At 55.1% G+C, this 21,387-nt stretch carries 15 protein-coding genes; 5 read left to right on the forward strand and 10 right to left on the reverse strand.

Features of this window, described 5'->3' with window-relative positions:
- Positions 1 to 28: 28 nt before the first annotated feature.
- Positions 29 to 2,734, reverse strand: a complete 2,706-nt coding sequence (malT, locus tag ACLJNW_RS17650) for an HTH-type transcriptional regulator MalT (RefSeq protein WP_000907030.1) — start codon at positions 2,732 to 2,734, stop codon at positions 29 to 31.
- Between the two features lie 593 nt (positions 2,735 to 3,327).
- Between malT and malP the strand changes: the two genes are divergently transcribed.
- Positions 3,328 to 5,721, forward strand: coding sequence for a maltodextrin phosphorylase (gene malP, locus ACLJNW_RS17655; RefSeq protein WP_000082262.1), 2,394 nt, complete (start codon positions 3,328 to 3,330; stop codon positions 5,719 to 5,721).
- Between the two features lie 9 nt (positions 5,722 to 5,730).
- Positions 5,731 to 7,809 carry a 4-alpha-glucanotransferase gene (gene malQ / locus ACLJNW_RS17660; RefSeq protein ID WP_000428719.1) on the forward strand — a complete coding sequence of 693 codons (2,079 nt, stop codon included), beginning with the start codon at positions 5,731 to 5,733 and terminating at the stop codon, positions 7,807 to 7,809.
- Between the two features lie 118 nt (positions 7,810 to 7,927).
- On the opposite strand, the gene gntT is transcribed toward malQ, so the two are convergent.
- The 3 genes from gntT to gntX all read right to left on the reverse strand — a co-directional run bounded on the left by gntT (position 7,928) and on the right by gntX (position 10,938).
- Positions 7,928 to 9,244, reverse strand: a complete 1,317-nt coding sequence (gene gntT, locus ACLJNW_RS17665) for a gluconate transporter (RefSeq protein WP_001131737.1) — start codon at positions 9,242 to 9,244, stop codon at positions 7,928 to 7,930.
- A 376-nt stretch (positions 9,245 to 9,620) separates the two neighbouring features.
- Positions 9,621 to 10,196, reverse strand: coding sequence for a Fe-S biogenesis protein NfuA (gene nfuA, locus ACLJNW_RS17670; RefSeq protein WP_000619387.1), 576 nt, complete (start codon positions 10,194 to 10,196; stop codon positions 9,621 to 9,623).
- Between the two features lie 58 nt (positions 10,197 to 10,254).
- Positions 10,255 to 10,938, reverse strand: a complete 684-nt coding sequence (gntX, locus tag ACLJNW_RS17675) for a DNA utilization protein GntX (protein WP_000958742.1) — start codon at positions 10,936 to 10,938, stop codon at positions 10,255 to 10,257.
- A gap of 37 nt (positions 10,939 to 10,975) precedes the next feature.
- Between gntX and bioH the strand changes: the two genes are divergently transcribed.
- The gene (gene bioH / locus ACLJNW_RS17680) at positions 10,976 to 11,746 is read left to right on the forward strand and encodes a pimeloyl-ACP methyl ester esterase BioH (RefSeq protein WP_000998145.1); all 771 of its coding nucleotides are present in this window, start codon (positions 10,976 to 10,978) and stop codon (positions 11,744 to 11,746) included.
- Between the two features lie 35 nt (positions 11,747 to 11,781).
- Here bioH and ACLJNW_RS17685 read toward each other — a convergent pair whose 3' ends face one another.
- The 6 genes from ACLJNW_RS17685 to greB all read right to left on the reverse strand — a co-directional run bounded on the left by ACLJNW_RS17685 (position 11,782) and on the right by greB (position 19,083).
- Positions 11,782 to 12,696 carry an Rpn family recombination-promoting nuclease/putative transposase gene (locus ACLJNW_RS17685; protein ID WP_023204115.1) on the reverse strand — a complete coding sequence of 305 codons (915 nt, stop codon included), beginning with the start codon at positions 12,694 to 12,696 and terminating at the stop codon, positions 11,782 to 11,784.
- A gap of 234 nt (positions 12,697 to 12,930) precedes the next feature.
- The gene (gene feoC, locus ACLJNW_RS17690; protein ID WP_000157589.1) at positions 12,931 to 13,167 is read right to left on the reverse strand and encodes a [Fe-S]-dependent transcriptional repressor FeoC; all 237 of its coding nucleotides are present in this window, start codon (positions 13,165 to 13,167) and stop codon (positions 12,931 to 12,933) included.
- 12 nt (positions 13,168 to 13,179) lie between these two features.
- Positions 13,180 to 15,498 carry a Fe(2+) transporter permease subunit FeoB gene (gene feoB, locus ACLJNW_RS17695; RefSeq protein ID WP_000736983.1) on the reverse strand — a complete coding sequence of 773 codons (2,319 nt, stop codon included), beginning with the start codon at positions 15,496 to 15,498 and terminating at the stop codon, positions 13,180 to 13,182.
- 18 nt (positions 15,499 to 15,516) lie between these two features.
- Positions 15,517 to 15,744: a ferrous iron transporter A gene (gene feoA / locus ACLJNW_RS17700; protein ID WP_001160955.1), complete on the reverse strand. Its 228-nt coding sequence runs from the start codon at positions 15,742 to 15,744 to the stop codon at positions 15,517 to 15,519.
- A 436-nt stretch (positions 15,745 to 16,180) separates the two neighbouring features.
- Positions 16,181 to 18,511, reverse strand: a complete 2,331-nt coding sequence (locus ACLJNW_RS17705; protein WP_000980659.1) for a Tex family protein — start codon at positions 18,509 to 18,511, stop codon at positions 16,181 to 16,183.
- Between the two features lie 98 nt (positions 18,512 to 18,609).
- A complete protein-coding gene (gene greB / locus ACLJNW_RS17710) occupies positions 18,610 to 19,083 on the reverse strand; it encodes a transcription elongation factor GreB (RefSeq protein WP_000856695.1) in 474 nt (157 codons plus the stop codon).
- Positions 19,084 to 19,308: 225 nt separating this feature from the next.
- On the opposite strand from greB, the gene ompR reads away from it, so the two are divergent.
- Positions 19,309 to 20,028 carry a two-component system response regulator OmpR gene (ompR, locus tag ACLJNW_RS17715; RefSeq protein WP_001157751.1) on the forward strand — a complete coding sequence of 240 codons (720 nt, stop codon included), beginning with the start codon at positions 19,309 to 19,311 and terminating at the stop codon, positions 20,026 to 20,028.
- On the forward strand, positions 20,025 to 21,377 hold the full coding sequence (gene envZ, locus ACLJNW_RS17720; protein ID WP_001253818.1) for a two-component system sensor histidine kinase EnvZ: 1,353 nt from the start codon (positions 20,025 to 20,027) through the stop codon (positions 21,375 to 21,377). Before ompR ends, envZ begins: the two co-directional genes overlap by 4 nt.
- Positions 21,378 to 21,387: the final 10 nt, after the last annotated feature.

Below are 21,387 nucleotides of genomic sequence, written 5' to 3' on the forward strand. Positions count from 1 at the left end.
TACACACCAGGACGTTGCCTGTTTTGCCTCAAACCCCGTACCCCATCATCTTCAGCAACTGCTGCGCGTGCTGTACCGCGTCCTGACGGTGCGCGACGCCGAGTTTCTGGTAGAGGTTGCGGATATGCGTCTTAATGGTGGTCGCGGCCACCGCCAGTTCGCCGGCAATCTGTTCGTTGCTGTAACCGGAATAGATAAGCCCTAACACCTGCCATTCACGCTGGGTGAGCGGGCTGGTGCGAATAAGCTCCGGGACATCCGGATGGTTAAGCAGGCGCTCGACGAAGCCTTCGTCAAAATGGGCGAATTTATGCCGGTGATGTTGGTTAATCTCTCGCAGGATGCGCTGCGCGCGATGCTGCTCCATCTCCGGTAGCGTATTAAGCTGGATAAGCTGACGCAATTGTTGCGCCATGGCTTCGCCTTCAATCACAAAATGGCTGATAAATCCGGTGCGGTTGGCAAGCTGTAAGGCATCAAGCAATACGCGCTGGGCGTCGTTTTTCCGCCCGGATTGCCAGTAAAGCTGATTGAGTAACAGCAGATTGCGGTTTAAATCGCTCATTAAGCGCAGGCTACGGGCATTCTCATTTAACTCTTCCAGCACGATTTCCGCAGGCTCGAATTCGCCCAGCAGGATCTGCGCGCGGGCGATATTCCGCCATTGCCCTTGCAGAAAATGGTTATTGGCAAACGCCGGTTTGGGCGTATGACGTAACCAGTTGGCGGCGGATTTTTTGTCGCCGGTTAACTGCCAGTAAATGACACGCACCTTATCGGCGTTAGAGATCCAGTCGCAGTGATAACGGCCATTGCCTAATAAATTTTCCAGTCGGTTAAGCTGACTACGGGCATTATCCAGATCGCCGCGCGCCAGCGAGCACTGCACCAGTAACGTCAGGCACTGCAACTGTTGTTGCGGCTGGAAGGTGGACAGCACAGCGATACCGCTGCGCGCCGAGGCCTCCGCTTCGTCAAGGCGCGCCCACGCCCACAGCAATTGCGCGCGGATACGTACCAGAAACTCATGCATCGGCAGTTGTTCCAGATGTTGCTCTTTGATCAACTGGAAGGCTCTCTCCTGCGTTTCCCATGCGGCCTGCAGGAATCCCTGGGCGAACTGAATTTCACTTTGTTGAATTAAGCTCCACAGCGCGTAATGCCAGACGTCATGATGGCGCGCCATTTGTTCGGTTTGCTGCATCAGCGATAAAGACTGGCTGAGATCGCCTTTACAGTGCAGCACTTCGCCGTGAACGGAGGTCGCGACAATACGGCTATAAAACCAGGCGAGAGGAAGCTCATCCAGCGCCAGTTTCGCCAGCCGCTCAGCCTCTTCCGGATTGCCGTCGTTGATGGCGACCTGGGCGCGCAGCGCGTTAAATTCAGCATGCAGTGTGCCGTCCATGACCCCTTTGATCTCTTGCTCGGCGCGCGCCAGCAGCGTATTCACTTCGCTGTAGCGGTGTTGGCTTTGCATCAGCCAGGCCTGTAACAACACCAGCCGCGGATTTTCCAGCAGGCTTTCCCACGGCAGCGCTTTTAATGACTCTTCCAGCAGCGCCAGTTCACTGTGATTAAACAGCCCCCACGCATGGTTAAGCAGGATATCGCGCAGCATTTGCGCGTCACCCGCCGCCAGCGCATGATGAATAGCTTCGCTGGGAAAACCCTGTTCCATCCAGCTTTCCGCGGCCGCACGGTGGATCTCCGGCAGTTCCGCCGCCAGTTCCCACTGGCAACGCTGGCGCAGAAAGCTACCAAACAACGGGTGATAGCTAAACCACTCGCCCGTGTCGTCCATGCGTTGCAGGAATAACCCCTGGCGCTCAATCTCCTCCAGCCGCATCTGGCCGTTTTCTTCGCCGGTCACGCGCACAATCAACGCGTCATTCATTGAGCGTAAGATCGCGCTTTTAAGTAAAAAATGTCGGGTGCTGACATCCACGTTATCCAGTACTTCGTCCACCAGATAATCAGAAAGGTGGCTGGCATTAATCCCGGCAAGACGGCGGGCGGAGTGATGCGCAGAGGTATGGTTCTGGCGCGCGGAGAGGGCGATCAACTGTAGCGCAGTGGCCCAACCGGCCACATCGTCGCACATACGACTGCTCTCAGCGGCTTCAATGGGCGACGAAAGGCGACGGTCAAAAAATTGCTTTGCTTCCTGATGGTTAAAAGCTAACTGCTGGCTGCCGATTTCCAACAGCTGATCGCGCACGCGCAGATTAGCGATGCCCAGTTGCGGCAAATTACGCGATAACACCACCAGGGTGAAATTTTCCGGCTGATGCCGTAAGAAAAAGCGCATCGCGTCGTGAATCACCGGATTGGTAATCAAATGGTAGTCGTCAATCACCAGATAAAGCGGGCGATGCCACTGCGCCAGTTCAATAAAGAGCTGCGCGAAGAGGGACGTCAGGCTGGCGTACTGACGTTTTTGCGCCATCGCTTCGCTGGTAGAGCAGTGTCCGCCGGTGGCCTGTTGGATAGCGGCAATTAAGTAACTGGCGAATCGCTCTTGCTGGTTATCGCCTTCGTCGAGAGAGTACCAGCCTAATTCATTTTTGCCCGCCGCCCACTGTGAGACAAGCGTGGTTTTCCCATAGCCAGCAGGACTGGTTACCAGGGCGAGCCTGAAATTGTTCGCGCCGGAAAGTTTAGCCAACAGCCGCTCACGAACCACGGTATGGTCGAGACGAACCGGACGACTTAATTTAGACGGAATCAACATAGCAATCACTTCACTGTGGGAAATGGGGGGAACTGCGATTTTTTTTGCGCTTCGTAATTAATAGATATAAGGTCGGCCAGAAAGCATTTTAATGCAAGCTAAGCAGACTTTTTATGTGTCTGAATTTGCACTCTGTCACAATTCTAAATAACGGTATTAAAAAAGTATTCGGCGCGGTTGAAACGAGCGTCAGAGCTGGGCTGAGGTCATATTTCCGTTATTGTAAATAATGTCCTGGACAGGATGCGGATTTAACACAATGGCGATACCAGGCGTTTAATTAATTATGTTAAGTTAGTGAACCTCCCGCTGCTGAATATTTCAGGTAAGAAACTATTTCGGCGTTCATATAATCTTCGAAAATACCCCTTCGCGATTTACTGTTATTTCTGTTTATTCATTTGATTATGCGTAACACTGGGTGTCGTTGACAGGAATCGGCGCGTTTATACAGGGGTAAGTGGCGGCGATCACACTTTTATGCTCATCCCCGCTCCTCCTCCCTCCCTAATCATTGCCGGGAGGAGGAAGGTCAACATCGAGCCTGGCAAACTAGCGATAACGTTGTTTTATTACCCGAGGACGGATTTCCTATGTCACAGCCAACCTTCAATAAAGATCAATTCCAGGCCGCCCTGACGCGTCAGTGGCAGCGTTTCGGTTTACTGTCGGCGTCCGACATGACGCCTCGTCAGTGGTGGCAGGCCGTTAGCGGCGCGCTGGCGGAATTACTGAGCGCGCAACCGGTAGCGCAGCCGACGAAAGGCCAGCGTCATGTGAACTACATTTCGATGGAATTTTTGATTGGCCGCCTGACGGGAAATAACCTGTTAAATCTGGGGTGGTACCAGGACGTTAGCGATGTGCTGAAAGCGCACGATATTAATCTGACCAATCTGCTGGAAGAGGAAGTCGATCCGGCGCTCGGCAACGGTGGTCTGGGACGTCTGGCCGCCTGCTTCCTCGATTCGATGGCCACTGTCGGGCAGTCCGCTACCGGCTATGGTCTGAACTACCAGTATGGGCTGTTCCGTCAGTCATTTGTTGAGGGCAAGCAGGTGGAAGCGCCGGATGACTGGCATCGCGGCAGCTATCCGTGGTTCCGCCACAACGAGGCGCTGGACGTCCAGGTTGGGATCGGCGGTAAAGTCACCAAAGAAGGGCGCTGGGAGCCAGGTTTTGTGATTACAGGCCAGGCCTGGGATCTGCCGGTGTTAGGCTATCGTAACGGTGTCGCGCAACCGCTGCGTTTGTGGCAGGCGACCCACGCCCATCCGTTTGATCTGACCAAATTCAACGACGGCGCTTTCCTGCGGGCGGAACAGCAGGGTATCGATGCGGAAAAACTGACGAAGGTGCTTTATCCCAACGATAACCACACGGCGGGCAAAAAACTGCGCCTGATGCAGCAATACTTCCAGTGCGCCTGCTCGGTAGCGGATATTCTGCGTCGCCATCATCTGGCCGGACGCAAGCTGCATGAGCTGGCGGATTATGAGGTCATTCAGCTAAATGATACCCACCCGACTATTGCCATCCCTGAACTGCTGCGCGTATTGCTGGATGAACACCAGATGAGCTGGGATGACGCCTGGGCTATCACCAGCAAAACCTTCGCCTACACCAACCACACCCTGATGCCGGAAGCGCTGGAGTGCTGGGACGAGAGGTTAATCAAAGCGCTGTTGCCGCGTCATATGCAGATTATCAAGCAGATTAACGATCGCTTTAAGACGCTGGTCGATAAGACCTGGCCTGGCGATAAGCAGGTATGGGCAAAACTGGCGGTGGTGCACGACCGTCAGGTACGCATGGCCAATATGTGCGTGGTCAGCGGCTTTGCGGTCAACGGTGTGGCGGCGCTGCACTCCGATCTGGTGGTGAAAGATCTGTTCCCGGAATATCACCAGCTTTGGCCGAACAAATTCCACAATGTCACCAACGGCATTACGCCGCGTCGCTGGATCAAACAGTGCAATCCGCAGCTTGCGGCGTTGCTGGATAAAACGCTGAAAAAAGAGTGGGCTAACGATCTCGACCAGTTGATCAACCTCGAAAAATACGCTGACGATGCGAAGTTCCGTCAGCAATATCGCGACATCAAGCGGGCGAACAAAGAGCGGCTGGTGAAATTCATCAAGGCCCGTACCGGGATTGAGATTTCAAGCAACGCGATTTTTGATATTCAAATCAAACGTCTGCACGAGTACAAACGTCAGCACCTGAACCTACTGCACATTCTGGCACTGTACAAAGAGATCCGCGAAAACCCGCAGGCCGACCGCGTACCGCGCGTATTCCTGTTTGGCGCGAAGGCGGCGCCGGGCTATTACCTGGCGAAGAACATCATTTTTGCTATCAATAAGGTTGCGGAAGCCATTAATAACGACCCGGCGGTGGGTGATAAGCTGAAGGTGGTTTTCCTGCCGGATTACTGCGTCTCGGCGGCGGAAATGCTCATTCCGGCGGCGGATATTTCCGAGCAAATTTCTACCGCCGGGAAAGAGGCGTCCGGCACCGGCAACATGAAACTGGCGCTGAACGGGGCGTTGACTGTGGGAACGCTGGACGGCGCTAACGTTGAAATCGCTGAGAAGGTGGGTGAAGAGAATATCTTTATCTTTGGCCATACTGTGGAAGAGGTCAAGGCGCTCAAAGCCAAAGGCTACGATCCGGTGAAATGGCGTAAAAAAGACAAAGTGCTGGATGCGGTGCTAAAAGAGCTGGAAAGCGGTCAATACAGCGATGGCGATAAACATGCCTTTGACCAGATGCTGCATAGCCTCGGCAAACAGGGGGGCGATCCGTACCTGGTCATGGCGGACTTCGCCGCTTATGTCGAGGCGCAAAAGCAGGTGGATGCGCTGTATCGTGACCAGGAAGCGTGGACGCGCGCCGCGATCCTCAATACCGCGCGCTGCGGTATGTTCAGTTCCGATCGCTCTATTCGCGATTATCAAGCCCGTATCTGGCAGGCAAAACGCTAAGGGAGCGCGATGGAAAATAAACGTCTCGATAGTGCCGCGCTGGCGGCGGGGATCAGCCCCAGTTACATCAATGCTCATGGCAAACCGCAGTCTATTGGCGCTGAAACCAAGAGACGTTTGCTGGCGGCGATGCACGGCACGACAACAGGACCACAGGCGGTCGTGCCGAATGTGAAGGTTTATACCGCGGGTAAAAAAATGGCGTTGCCGGTAGAGGGGCGCGGTGAGTTTGCCTGGCTGCTGACTACGGAAGAGGGCGTGCATTACAAAGGGCGCGTGACGGGCGGTAAAAAACTTAACCTTCCGGCTACATTGCCGGAGGGCTACCACACCCTGACGTTGACCCAGGATGAACAGCGTACGCACTGCCGGATTATCGTCGCCCCGCCGCGATGCTATGAGCCGCAGGCGCTGCTGGAGGGGAAAAAACTGTGGGGGGCCTGCGTCCAGCTTTATACTCTGCGTTCAGAAAAAAACTGGGGTATTGGCGATTTCGGCGATTTGAAGTCGATGCTGGTCGACGTGGCGACACGCGGCGGCGCGTTTATCGGCCTGAATCCGATCCACGCGCTTTATCCGGCGAATCCGGAGAGCGCCAGTCCCTACAGCCCCTCGTCTCGTCGCTGGCTGAACGTGATATATATCGACGTCAACGCCGTCGAAGATTTCCGCCTGAGCGAAGAGGCGCAGGCATGGTGGCAAATGCCCGCCACACAGCAAAAGCTGCGACAGGCGCGCGATGCGCAATGGGTGGATTACGCTACCGTTACCGCGCTGAAAATCACGGCGCTGCGGATGGCGTGGACGCGCTTTGCCGCTCGCGACGATGCGCAAATGGCGGAGTTTCGTCACTTTATCGCCCGCGAAGGCGAAAGCCTTTACTGGCAGGCGGCATTCGACGCGCTGCATGCGTATCAGGTGAAAGAGGATGAGCAGCGCTGGGGCTGGCCAGCCTGGCCGGAGGCGTACCAGTCGGTAGAGTCTCCCGCTGTAAAACAATTCTGTGAAGCGCACCGCGAAGAGGTGGAGTTTTATCTCTGGCTTCAGTGGCTGGCCTGGCGCCAATTCGCCGCCTGCTGGGATACCTGCCAGAGTTTTAAACTACCGATTGGTCTGTACCGCGATCTGGCGGTTGGCGTAGCGGAAGGCGGCGCGGAAACCTGGTGCGACCGGGAGCTGTACTGCCTGAAAGCATCTGTCGGCGCGCCGCCGGATATCCTCGGCCCGCTCGGTCAGAACTGGGGGCTGCCGCCGATGGACCCGCATATCATTGTCGCCCGGGCGTATGAGCCCTTTATCGACCTGCTGCGCGCCAATATGCAAAACTGCGGCGCGTTGCGCATTGACCATGTCATGTCGTTGCTGCGCCTGTGGTGGATACCGTATGGCGAAACAGCGGATCAGGGGGCTTACGTCCATTATCCGGTAGATGATTTGCTTTCTATTCTGGCGCTGGAGAGCCAACGTCACCGCTGTATGGTGATAGGCGAAGATCTGGGGACGGTGCCAGTTGAGATTGTCGGCAAGCTGCGCGATAGCGGGGTCTATTCTTATAAAGTGCTGTGGTTTGAAAATGACCTTGAGAAAAACTTCCGCGCGCCGGGCGCATATCCGCAACAATCGATGGCTGTCGCCTCGACGCACGATCTCCCCACGCTGCGCGGCTATTGGGAATGCGGTGACCTGACGTTGGGTAAAGCTTTGGGGCTTTATCCGGATGAAGTGATTCTGCGCGGGCTGTATGAGGATCGCGAGCGGGCGAAACAGGGGCTATTGGACGCGCTGCATAAATATGGCTGTCTGCCAAAACGCGCCGGGCATAAGGCATCGTTAATGTCGATGACGCCAACGCTAAATCGCGGACTTCAGCGCTATATCGCCGACAGTAACAGCGGTCTGTTGGGGCTTCAGCCGGAGGACTGGCTGGATATGGCCGATCCGGTTAACGTACCGGGCACCAGCGATCAGTATAAAAACTGGCGGCGGAAGCTCACCGCCACGCTGGAGCAGATGTTTGCCGATGAGGGCGTAAACAAGCTGATTAAGGATTTGGATAAGCGCCGAAAAGCGGCCGCGAAGAAGAAGTAATAAAGCCGGGGATTTCCCCGGCTTTATGATGGTGAGAGCACGTAGGTCTGATAAGCGCAGCGCCATCAGGCAATCCTGGCGCACATTGCTGCCTTATCCGGCCTACAAGCCGCCTCGCTTAAACCACCATACCCAACAGCAGACAGCCGATCAGGCCGCAGACGGAGATGATCGTTTCCAGCATCGACCAGGATTTAATGGTCTCGCCGATAGTCAAATTGAAATACTCTTTGAACAGCCAGAAGCCCGGGTCGTTGACATGAGAGAAAATCACGCTCCCGGAACCGACTGCGATAACCATCAGTTCAGGGCTAACGCCGGTAGTGGCGATCAGCGGCGCCGCAATGCCGCCTGCGGTAATCGCCGCGACAGTCGCAGAGCCCAGCGCGATACGCAGAACCGCCGCGATAGACCACGCCATCAACAGCGGAGAGACATTGGTTTCATGCATCATTGAAGCGATGTATTTATCCACGCCGCTATCGACCAGCACCTGCTTGAATGCGCCGCCGCCGCCGATGATCAGCAGCATCATGGCGATAATTTTGATGGAAGAGACCAGCGTATCGTTAATCTGATCCATTGAACGCCCGCGGTTCAGGCCAAAGGTGAACATCGCAATCAGTACGGCAATTAACGTAGCCATTACCGGGTCGCCCAGGAACTCGGCAACGGGCAGGAAAGCGTGGCCTTTTGGCAGAATCATCTCGGCAATCGCACGCATCGCCATCAGAATAACCGGAACCAGCGACGTCCAGACGCTGACGCCAAAGCCCGGCATCTCTTCTTCCGTAAAAGTTTTCGCGCTGTACAGGCCTTCCGGGATCGGCTTATCGATACCTTTCAGGAAACGGGCGTAAACTGGTCCGGCAAGGATCACGGTCGGGATTGCCAGAATCGTACCAAACAGCAGCGTCTTACCCATATCGGCATGGAAAATCGTGGCGATTGCGGTTGGGCCCGGGTGCGGCGGCAGGAAGCCGTGTGTGACGGAAAGCGCCGCGGCCATCGGCACGCCGACGTACAGTAACGGGATATTCGCTGCTGCGGCAATGGTGAATACCAGCGGCAGCATCAGAACGAAGCCCACTTCATAGAACAGAGCGAAGCCGACGGTAAAGCCGGTTAACACTACGGCCCACTGAATATGCTTTTTACCAAATTTCGCGATCAGGGTAGTGGCGATACGTTGAGCGCCGCCGCAGTCGGCAAGCATTTTGCCCAGCATGGCGCCGAACCCCATAATCAGGGCCAGACTGCCAAGCGTACCGCCGACACCGGCTTTGATGGAGCCGATGACTTTATCCAGCGGCATTCCCTGCATCAACCCGACAGCGAGCGCTACCAGGACAAGGGCGATAAACCCGTTCATTTTGAAGCGGATCATCAGAAGAAGTAACAAGATAACACCGATAGCAACGATGACTAATGGCATGATTTACCTGGCCTTTACTTTGTTATGGGTAACGTCATTGTTTCGACGACAAATTCCTGTTGTTCCCGACGGGAACAGAGTCGCAATAGCACCAATACTGATTACCGTTGAAACGAATGAGCGTAGTCAGATGTTATATGGATGTTAGGTGCCCATAAGAATGATACGGGTAACATATGGGTGTTGAAAATGACCCTGGCAGGCAAAATTTAAATTATGAGACACAGGTCATGTTATCGGTGAAAGGAGAAGGACCATCGTTCTGAGTTGTGGCTGATAGCGCAGGATGGCGGCGTAAACGCCTTATTCGGCCTACGGTGGGGCAGACAAGGCCCGACAGGCGCAAGCGCCATCGGGCATGGATGCGGGGAAAATCTTAGTAGTATGAGTGCTCGCCGCGCTGGTGTTCGGTCAGATCGCGAACCCCTTTCAGTTCCGGGAATTCATTCAGCAACTGTTTCTCGATCCCTTCTTTCAGCGTGACGTCAACCATCGAGCAACCGTTACAACCGCCGCCAAACTGCAGAATTGCATAGCCTTCATCGGTAATTTCCATCAGTGAGACGCGACCGCCGTGGCCCGCCAACTGCGGATTAATCTGCGATTGCAGAGCATATTCCACGCGCTCCATCAGCGGCGCGTCATCGGCCACTTTGCGCATCTTCGCGTTTGGCGCTTTCAATGTGAGTTGAGAACCTAGCTGGTCGGTCACGAAATCAATTTCCGCGTCTTCCAGATAGGGCGCGCTCAGCTCGTCGACATAAGCGGTCAACAGGTCAAATTTCAGTGCAGTATCGGTGGCTTCTACGGCGTCGGGCGGACAATAAGAAACACCGCACTCTGCGTTAGGAGTGCCGGGATTAATGACAAATACGCGGATTTGCGTCCCTTCTTCCTGATTTGCCAGCAGTTTGGCAAAGTGCGCTTGTGCAGCATCGGAAATACGGATCATAGTAATGGCCTAATAGTTGACTATTTTAGTTGGTTATAATACGCCCATCATCGAGGCTCTACAAGGTTCGACACAGGCACCATACCTGGACAGTCGCTGCGCCGTTGCGCAAAAGCAGTTGCGCGATTTCCGCGACGGTACTTCCGGTAGTGACGACATCATCCACAATAACCATATGGAGACCCTGTACCGGCAATTCAAGGCGAAACGCGTTTTTCAAATTGCGTTTCCGTAACCTGGCGCTGAGATGATGTTGTGTTGCGGTCGCCCGTACCCGCGTGATGGTCTGGCTGTCCCACGCGCAGCCCAGCCAGTGCGCTAACGGTTGGCATAACAGATCGCTTTGGTTAAATCCCCGCCGCCAGTGTCGGCGCGACCAGAGCGGAACGCTGACGATTCTGTCGGGAAGCTGCAAGCCAGTGCTGCGGCGCGCCATGAGGACTTCCTGCAACAGTAGACGCGCCAGAGCGGCGGCAATTTCGTTACGGCGGGTAAATTTAAGCTGATGCACCAGTAAACTCAAGGGCGGCGTATAGTTACTGACGCTCACCAGACGCTGCCAGGGCGGCGGTTTTTGCAGGCAGCGACCGCAGGGGAGCGAAGGATGCCTGGCGGGTAATCCACATTGCGGACACACGCTGACGCGCTGGCGGACGGCGCGCGCGCATACGGAACAAATCCCCCAGTGGCTTAACGCCAGCGGCATTCGGCATAGCCAGCATAATCCCGGTACTGTTAGCATAGGTGCATCCTTGTTAGACAAAAGAGAACAGTAACTGATGAATGACATCTGGTGGCAGACCTACGGCGAGGGAAATTGTCATCTTGTGCTGCTGCACGGATGGGGATTGAACGCGGAGGTATGGCATTGCATTCGCGAGGAACTCGGCTCGCATTTTACGCTGCATCTGGTCGACTTGCCGGGCTATGGTCGCAGCTCGGGGTTTGGCGCCATGACGCTTGAAGAGATGACGGCGCAGGTAGCGAAAAACGCGCCGGACCAGGCTATCTGGCTTGGCTGGAGCCTGGGCGGCCTGGTGGCGAGTCAGATGGCGCTCACCCACCCTGAACGCGTCCAGGCGCTGGTGACTGTCGCCTCTTCGCCATGCTTTAGCGCGCGTGAGGGGTGGCCGGGAATAAAACCAGAAATCCTCGGCGGATTCCAGCAGCAGCTTAGCGACGATTTTCAGCGCACGGTGGAGCGTTTTCTGGCGCTGCAAACGTTAGGGACGGAGACGGCGCGTCAGGATGCCCGCACCTTAAAAAGCGTAGTGCTGGCGCAGCCTATGCCGGATGTAGAGGTGCTCAATGGCGGACTGGAAATCTTAAAAACGGTCGATCTACGAGAAGCGCTTAAAAATGTGAACATGCCGTTTTTGCGTTTGTATGGTTATCTGGACGGTCTGGTGCCGCGTAAAATCGCGCCTTTGCTCGATACGTTATGGCCGCACAGTACATCACAGATAATGGCGAAGGCGGCCCATGCGCCGTTTATCTCGCATCCGGCGGCGTTTTGTCAGGCGCTGATGACGCTAAAATCATCGCTGTAACCAGGGCGTTGCCGGGCCCGGACCATTCTGCAAGATTAATGACTTTCAGACGCCAGATCGGCAGGCGCCAGCCCGGTAACCCTAAGCACGGTATCGCGATCGAAACCATCGTTTAGCATGGAGCGGGCAATGCGCAATGCGGCGAGCCGTTGGCCTTCCTGCTTGCCTTGCTGTAACCCGTTACGATGTCCTTCCTGACGTAATCTGTCTGCGATAGTCATGATCTTCTCCTTATGCTGTGGGATACGCATAGCCACCTGGCGGATAAACGTATTGAAGCGCGCGGCGTCGCCAGTGTGCATCATGTAATTAAACAAACTTTGAAGCTGGGTGTCATTAGCGTATCCCTTAACCAGCAGGGCGACCAGCTGTTCGACAAGCCCCATCAGATCGCGCTGGCGGATGTGTTTTTGTATGAGTTCCAGCAGCGCGACCCGTCGGTGTCGCATAATCTCGTCGTCCGGCACGACCGTAATATCGACCAGAGGAAAGGCGGTGGCGTATAGCTTACGCGCCATCACCGGGTCGGCAAATTCATCCAGCCAGCATAATGAGAACGGATACGGGCTGCGGTTTCCGTGATAAAACAGCATTGGCACCACTAACGGCAACGTCTTATGCCCGGCCTCTAGGTGCCGTTGCATTGCAGCCATTGCGTAACGCATCAGCCGAAATGCCATATGCGCGTCCGGCGTACTCTGATGTTCAATAACCACGTAAATGTAACCTTCACCTTCACTTGTTTCCAGCGACCACAGAATATCGGAATAATGGGGGCGTAAATCCTCTTCAATAAAGCTACCGGACTCCAGCTGTAACGTATTCAGATTACAGATTTGACGTAATGTCGTCGGGAGATGGATTTCCAAAAAATCCCGTGCAGTATCGGGGTGGCATAAAAACTGTTTGAATACCGCGTCATGCGGCGTGGATGTTGTTGAGGTCGCCATATCGATCCGTCATCGGTGAAGTTCAATGGCGTGACACTACGCGCAGACCGGGCTGATTGCAGTAGAGGATTAGTGCGCTTGCGAGGCGCGTGGGGAGATAAATGCGCACGGCGGTAACGCTTTCATCTTTGTGGAAGGCATGACGCAAAATTGCCCGGCAGCGTGACGCGTACCGGGCAATATAACGCGGGATAAAGGCCGGATAAGACGCGTTACGTCGCTACCCGGCGAAGGCTAACGCAAGGCCCACCATTCGCGCAGGCAGGCTTTACCTTCCGGACAACTTTTACAGCTGCCTGAAAGGCAGCCGTCCGGTTCTTCCGGGATACGTACCGCTTTACCCATGATCTCCAGTTGATTCAGCATGGCATCGATCATGGGCTGCGGAGCGTGCAGCGTATGGCTGATTTGCGTTGCTTCCATACGCCCCCGCAGCGCCAGTAGATCGCGAACCTGTATCAATGAAGCCATTTTTTACATCCCTTAGTGACAATTGCCCGCAGTGCCCGAACAACAGGAACTGACGTTTTTGCGGGTTGCCAGCAGTTCAATGTCTACACGGCTGCGGGCGCGGCGTAACAGGCTTAACACCACAACGTTAAAGACGATCACTGCCAGAATACAGATCAGGCTGTATGTCGGGTGTTGACTGAAGCTGGTAACCTGGTAGAACAGCGTGGCGAGCGAATAGGCGATATTCAGCCCCCACAGGATGGAGAAGCCCATCCAGCCGCGGCTGGACTCGCGGGCGATAGCGCCCATTACCGAGATACACGGTACGTAAAGCAGGACGAAAATCAGGTAACTGTACGCCGCCGCGGCGCTGCCGAATTTTTGATCCATCACGCCCATCGCGCCGGTCGCCATTTCGCCGTCGCCTTTACTCGCTTCGATCGGGTTAGCCAGTACGCTCAGGCTAAAGGTGTCTTTCAGGCTTTGCCAGGTATCGTCAACCGCGCCCAGCAGTTCATCGCCGAGGTGAAAGTCAGCAGGATTAAACGCTTCGTCCTGAATATTTTCGGCGGTGTAGAGCGTGTTCAGCGTACCGACGACAACTTCTTTCGCCATGGCGCCTGTAAACAGACCCACGGTCGCTTGCCAGTTATCCTCATGGACGCCGATCGGTTTAAAGACTGGTGTGATGACCCGGCTTACAGAGGCGAGGGCGGAGTCATTAATGTTATCGACGATTTTGCCGCTCAGCGAGAAACTGTTAAACGCGCTCAGGAAAATACTCACGATGATAATGACTTTACCGGCGCGTAGTACAAAACCTTTCAGGCGTTGCCAGGTCTGGATGATCAGGCTCTTGATATGCGGGACGTGGTAAACCGGCAGCTCCATCACAAACGGAGAGGCTTCGCCGCGCATAATGGTATGTTTCAGCATCAGGCCGGTTAATACCGCCATGACAATACCCAGCACGTATAGCGAGAAGACCGCCAGCGCGCCGTTTTGCCCGAAGAAGGCGGCGGCAAAGACGGCGAAAATCGCCAGGCGCGCGCCACAGGACATAAACGGCGCCATCATGATGGTCATCAGGCGTTCGCGCGGAGCGTCAAGCGTGCGGGCGCCCATCACGGAAGGTACGTTACAGCCGAAGCCGACAATCAGCGGCACGAAGGATTTACCCGGTAGTCCCAGCGCCTGCATCAGGCGATCCATGACGAAGGCCGCGCGCGCCATATAACCGGAGTCTTCAAGGAAGGAGAGGAACAGGTACATCATCCCGATTTGCGGCACCAGCGGCAGGACGGTATTGATCCCGCCGCCAAGACCTTGCGCCAGGAAGATGGTTAACCAATCCGGGAAGTGCAACGTGTAGCCAATCCATTGAATGCCATGAATAAAGATGGCGACGGAACCGGCATCAAACAGGGGTTGCAACGCGCCGCCGATGTTAATGGCGAGCAGGAACATCAGGTACATCACGAACAAAAAAATCGGTAAGCCGAGGAAGCGGTTCAGGATAATTTTATCGACCGCCCTGGTGAAGCGGCTGGGTTCGGCTGTCAGGGTATTGCTGACCACGTCGCAAATAGCGGCGATACACTGATAACGGGCGTCGGCGATATGCAGCGCCGGGTCGTCCATTTCGTCCTTCAGACGGGCCAGGGAGGTGTCCAGGTTTTGCGCCGCCTCGCCTGCGTAAGCCCGGCTGTAGATATCGCCCTCCAGCATTTGCAGACCCAGCCAGCGGCGCTGTTGTAAAGGCATCTCCTGGGCCATCGCGTCGGCCAGGAAACCCGCTTCGCGCAGCAGCGGCTGGGCATAATGCACCAGTTCGACGTTGTCGTTAGCGTTGTGACGGTCAATGGCCAGTTTCAGCGCCTCGATACCGCGGCCGCGAGTCGATACCAGCGGTACGACAGGGCAACCCAGACGCGTGGACAGAGCGTCGACATCAATACGAACCTGCTGTTTTTCGGCGATATCCAGCATGTTGAGCGCGACAATACAGGGAATACCCAGCTCCAGCAGTTGCAGCGTCAAATAGAGGTTGCGCTCCAGATTGGAGGCGTCCACAACGTTTATCAACAGGTCGGCGTCGCCGCTCAGGATGTAGTGGCAGGCGATCTGTTCGTCGAGAGAGGTTTGTGACGAGATGGTCGTCAGAGAATAGGTGCCGGGTAAATCTACCAGCGTGACCTGGTGGTCAGTTGTCGCGAACTGGCCCTCTTTACGCTCGACGGTGACGCCCGCCCAGTTCCCCACGCGCTGACGCGCGCCGGTGAGTTGGTTAAATAAGGTGGTCTTGCCGGAATTAGGATTACCAATTAAACCAATGGTTAATTTTTTCATTTTTATAGACTCACTGTATTAACAGGAAACCGCTTCCACTTCTATTAACGCCAAATCCTTTTTACGCAAAACCAGACTCACGCGTCGTGTTTCGATATGGATCGGATCGCCTAAGGGCGCGACGCGGACGACATTAAATGAAGAGCCGGGCAACATGCCGAGCGAAAGCAGTTTTTGACGATACGCCGGGCTGATTTCACGCGCAAAGCCGGTGATTTTCCACGCAGTGTCAGGAGTGAATTGCATACGACCTACTTGTTTCTTACTAACTGGATGTATACCTCATGCGGCGCTCAGGGGGGCGGCAGGAGACCCGATGTTTAGCCAACGAAGGAAAGAGTAAATAATCAACAACACAATGATAATGAGAATGGTTTCTATCTTCAACGATTAAAATGTGACGGAATGTACAAATAAGCGATAATTTGCGCCGATGTTGATATGGCTCAACATTTATTTGTCTTTTTGCAAATACCCCTAATGTGCAAATATCCACCGTTTTTAATGTTTAATTAAGGTTTCATCTGTTAATAAAGTGATAATTAATAGTGCGGATAGCAGAAGAAAATTAATTAACAGGTTCTAATGGGTAAGATTTAATTGTTAATTAAAAAAGAAAGGATTGGACGTATTGCAAAATCGCAGGCCGGATAAGAAGTAACCCGGCCTGCGTATTACCCGATTAGCGTTTTTTCCCCATTGCCGCTGCCAGCGCGTCCATCATGGCGCTGTTACCGGCTGGCTGGGCGTCACGACCGCGCGGTTTCGCCGCTTTTGACGCCGGGCGGTTGCCCTGCGCGCGATCGGCGCCGCCGCCGCGGCGAGCGGCGGTTTCGCCGGGCTGTTCGTCCAGACGCATCGTCAGCGCAATACGCTTACGTTGCAGATCCACTTCCAGCACTTTCACCTTCACGATGTCGCCAGCTTTTACCACGGTGTGTGGATCGTCGACGAACTTATTCGAGAGCGAGGAGATATGCACCAGGCCATCCTGATGAACGCCGATATCGACAAACGCGCCGAAATTGGTGACGTTAGTGACCGCCCCTTCCAGAATCATCCCCGGTAGCAGGTCGTTCATGGTTTCAACGCCATCGGCGAATTGCGCGGTTTTAAATTCAGGACGCGGGTCGCGGCCCGGTTTTTCCAGCTCTTTGATGATATCGCTCACGGTCGGCACGCCGAATTTATCGTCGGTAAAATCAGCGGCCTTGAGGTGGCGCAATTCGTTGCTGTTGCCCATCAGATCTTTTAGCGCTTGCTGCGTCGCCGCCAGAATGCGTTCGACAACCGGATAGGCTTCCGGGTGGACGGTGGACGCATCCAGTGGGTTATCGCCGTGGTTAATACGCAGGAAGCCCGCGCACTGCTCAAACGCTTTCGGCCCCAGACGGCTCACCTTCAACAGTTGCTGGCGGTTCTGGAACTGACCGTTCTCATCGCGCCAGGCGACGATGTTTTGCGCCATCATGCGCGTTAAGCCCGCGACGCGGGTCAGCAGCGGCACGGAGGCGGTATTCAAATCGACGCCGACGGCGTTTACGCAGTCTTCGACCACCGCATCCAGTTTACGGGCCAACTGGGTCTGGCTGACATCGTGTTGATATTGGCCGACGCCGATCGATTTCGGATCGATTTTCACCAGTTCCGCCAGCGGATCCTGTAGACGACGCGCGATAGAGACCGCGCCGCGCAGGGAGACGTCGAGATCCGGAAACTCCTGCGCCGCCAGCTCAGAAGCGGAATACACGGACGCCCCCGCTTCGCTGACGATCACTTTCTGCGCCGTCACGTTCGGGAACTGTTTCTGTACGTCGAGATAGAAGCGTTCGGTTTCACGCGAGGCCGTACCGTTGCCAATCGCGACCAGTTCGACGTGGTATTTTTCGCACAACGCGGCGATCACGGTAGCCGCTTTGGCCGCCTGACCGGTATGCGGATAAATGGTATCCGTCGCCACCAGCTTGCCGGTGCCGTCAACGACAGCGACTTTTACGCCGGTACGCAGGCCAGGATCAAGGCCCATCGTGGCGCGCAGGCCTGCGGGGGCTGCCATCAGCAGGTCGTGCAGGTTACGGGCAAACACGTTAATCGCTTCGTCTTCCGCACGTTCGCGCACGGTGCCCATCAGTTCGGTTTCGAGGTGCATTAAAACTTTGATACGCCACGTCCAGCTCACTACGCCTTTGCGCCAGCTATCTGCCGGGGCGTTATTTAGCCGCAGGCCGAGATGGTCCATGATGATTTGCTCGCAGTAGCTCTCTTTCGGCGGCTCATCAAACTGTGGGTCGGCATTGAGCGAAAGTTGCAGAATGCCTTCGTTACGACCACGGAACATGGCCAGCGCACGGTGAGACGGGACGTTAGCAATGGGCTCATGATGGTCGAAATAGTCGCGGAATTTTGCCCCTTCTTCCTCTTTGCCGCTCACGACGGTGGCGACCAGATGGGCGTTCTTCCACAGGTAATCACGTACTTTCGCCAGCAATGCGGCGTCTTCGGCAAAGCGCTCCATCAGAATGTAGCGTGCGCCGTCGAGCGCGGCTTTGGTGTCCGCCACGCCTTTGTCGCCATCAATGTACTTTGCCGCTTCCACGTCAGGATCGTGGGACGGCTCGTTCCAGAGCAGATCGGCCAGCGGCTCAAGGCCGGCTTCAATGGCGATTTGTCCACGGGTACGGCGTTTAGGTTTATAGGGCAGGTAGAGGTCTTCGAGCTCAGTCTTACTTAACGTAGCGTTGATGGCGCCAGCCAGCTCATCGGTCAGTTTGCCTTGTTCGGAAATGGACTTGAGGATAGCCTGACGCCTGTCTTCCAGCTCACGCAGATAGCCCAGACGCGTTTCCAGGTTACGCAACTGCGTGTCATCCAGACCGCCGGTGATTTCTTTACGATAACGTGCGATAAACGGCACGGTGTTCCCTTCGTCAAGCAGGCGAACGGCAGCTTCAACCTGTCCGGCATTTGCCTGGATTTCACCCGCAATAATGCGGCAGAAAGAATCATTCATCATGGGTTAGCTTCGTCTTCAGGATAAAAATCAGGGGATAGTTATACGGATTGGCTGGCAAAAATGCCAGCCATCAGCGGGGGCTTAGGATTCTTCTTGTCTTATTTGACGTATTCGATCGCATTGACGTACCAGTTTGCTTCGCCGACAGGGGTGTTGACCACCGCCAGATCGCCCACTTCTTTTTTCAGTAGCGCCCGCGCCATCGGCGAGTCGATAGAGATGTAATCCTTACGTCCGAAAATTTCATCGTAGCCGACAATGCGGAACTTCAGCGTATCGCCGTCATCATTTTCAATTTCCACCCAGGCGCCGAAGAAGACTTTGCCCTCCTGCTGCGGGGAATAATCCACGATTTTGAGATTTTCCATGCATTTGGTCAGATATCTGACGCGTCTGTCGATCTCACGCAGGCGCTTTTTATTATACTGATAGTCGGCATTCTCGCTGCGGTCGCCCAGACTCGCAGCCCAGGTCACTTTTTTGGTGACCTCCGGGCGCTCTTCACGCCAGAGATAATTGAGCTCTTGTTTGAGTGTTTCGTACCCTTCGCGGGTGATCAGGGGCGTTTTCATCTCGTTGATTTACCTTTGCTGTCGATATTGCGCACACGGGGTATAACGTGATCGTCCCGACAGAATAAATAATGGGGTTGCCGATTAATTGTATATTTAAGCTGCTGTTAAATATGCTTTGTAACAATTTAGCCTGAAATTCATACCAGAATTTGCTGGTGACTCACGTGAGCTTTTTTAAGAATACACACTTACATTTGTTGCGAACCTTTGGGAGTACAGACAATGCAAGAGAATTATAAGATTCTGGTGGTTGATGACGATATGCGTCTGCGGGCGCTACTGGAACGTTATCTGACCGAGCAGGGCTTCCAGGTTCGAAGCGTCGCTAACGCCGAGCAGATGGATCGTCTGCTGACCCGTGAATCTTTCCATCTCATGGTACTGGATTTAATGCTGCCAGGTGAAGATGGTCTGTCGATTTGTCGTCGCCTGCGTAGTCAAAGTAATCCAATGCCGATCATTATGGTCACGGCGAAGGGTGAAGAGGTTGACCGTATCGTCGGGCTGGAAATCGGCGCCGATGACTACATTCCTAAACCGTTTAACCCGCGCGAGCTGTTGGCGCGTATCCGCGCCGTGCTACGTCGTCAGGCAAACGAACTGCCCGGCGCGCCGTCGCAGGAAGAGGCCGTTATCGCGTTCGGTAAGTTCAAACTGAACCTCGGTACGCGCGAGATGTTCCGTGAAGATGAACCGATGCCGCTGACCAGCGGGGAGTTTGCGGTACTGAAAGCGTTAGTCAGCCATCCGCGCGAGCCGCTCTCTCGCGACAAGCTGATGAATCTGGCCCGTGGTCGCGAGTATTCCGCGATGGAACGCTCCATCGACGTCCAGATCTCCCGCCTGCGCCGTATGGTGGAAGAAGATCCGGCGCATCCGCGTTATATTCAGACCGTATGGGGCCTGGGCTACGTCTTCGTACCGGACGGTTCTAAAGCATGAGGCGAATGCGCTTCTCGCCGCGAAGTTCATTTGCCCGCACGCTGTTGCTCATCGTCACCTTGCTGTTCGTCAGCCTGGTGACGACCTACCTGGTGGTGCTGAACTTCGCGATTTTGCCGAGCCTCCAGCAGTTTAATAAGGTTCTGGCTTACGAAGTCCGTATGTTGATGACCGATAAGCTGCAACTGGAGGACGGCACGCAGTTAGTCGTGCCGCCTGCGTTTCGTCGGGAAATCTATCGCGAGCTGGGGATCTCTCTCTACACCAACGAAGCCGCTGAAGAGGCCGGGCTGCGTTGGGCGCAACACTACGAATTCTTAAGCCACCAGATGGCGCAGCAATTAGGCGGCCCGACGGAAGTGCGCGTTGAGGTCAACAAAAGCTCGCCCGTCGTGTGGCTCAAAACCTGGCTGTCGCCCAATATCTGGGTGCGCGTGCCGCTGACTGAAATTCATCAGGGCGATTTTTCTCCGCTTTTCCGTTACACGCTGGCGATCATGCTCCTGGCGATAGGCGGCGCGTGGCTGTTTATTCGTATACAGAATCGACCGTTAGTGGATCTTGAACATGCCGCTTTGCAGGTAGGGAAGGGAATTATTCCGCCGCCGCTGCGTGAATATGGCGCCTCTGAGGTGCGCTCTGTGACCCGGGCGTTTAACCATATGGCAGCCGGCGTGAAACAATTGGCCGATGACCGTACGCTATTGATGGCGGGCGTCAGCCACGACTTGCGCACGCCGCTGACCCGTATTCGTCTGGCGACGGAGATGATGGGCGAGGAAGACGGTTATCTCGCGGAGTCGATCAATAAAGACATCGAAGAGTGTAACGCCATTATCGAACAGTTTATTGACTATCTGCGTACCGGTCAGGAAATGCCAATGGAGATGGCGGATCTCAATTCCGTACTGGGCGAGGTGATTGCGGCGGAAAGCGGCTATGAGCGTGAGATTAACACTGCGCTTCAGGCAGGCAGCATCCAGGTGAAAATGCACCCGCTCTCGATTAAGCGCGCGGTGGCGAATATGGTGGTCAATGCTGCCCGTTATGGCAACGGCTGGATTAAGGTCAGCAGCGGCACCGAGTCGCATCGCGCCTGGTTCCAGGTAGAAGATGACGGGCCGGGCATTAAGCCGGAGCAGCGTAAACATCTGTTCCAGCCTTTTGTACGCGGCGACAGCGCCCGTAGCACCAGCGGTACAGGGCTGGGGCTGGCGATTGTGCAGCGCATTATCGATAACCATAACGGGATGCTGGAGATTGGCACCAGCGAGCGTGGCGGCTTGTCAATTCGCGCCTGGCTACCGGTTCCTGTGGCTCGCGTCCAGGGGACGACAAAAGAGGCATAAGAAAGGGAGG

Source organism: Salmonella sp. SAL4457 (genome assembly GCF_046548235.1).
Lineage (GTDB): Bacteria > Pseudomonadota > Gammaproteobacteria > Enterobacterales > Enterobacteriaceae > Salmonella > Salmonella enterica.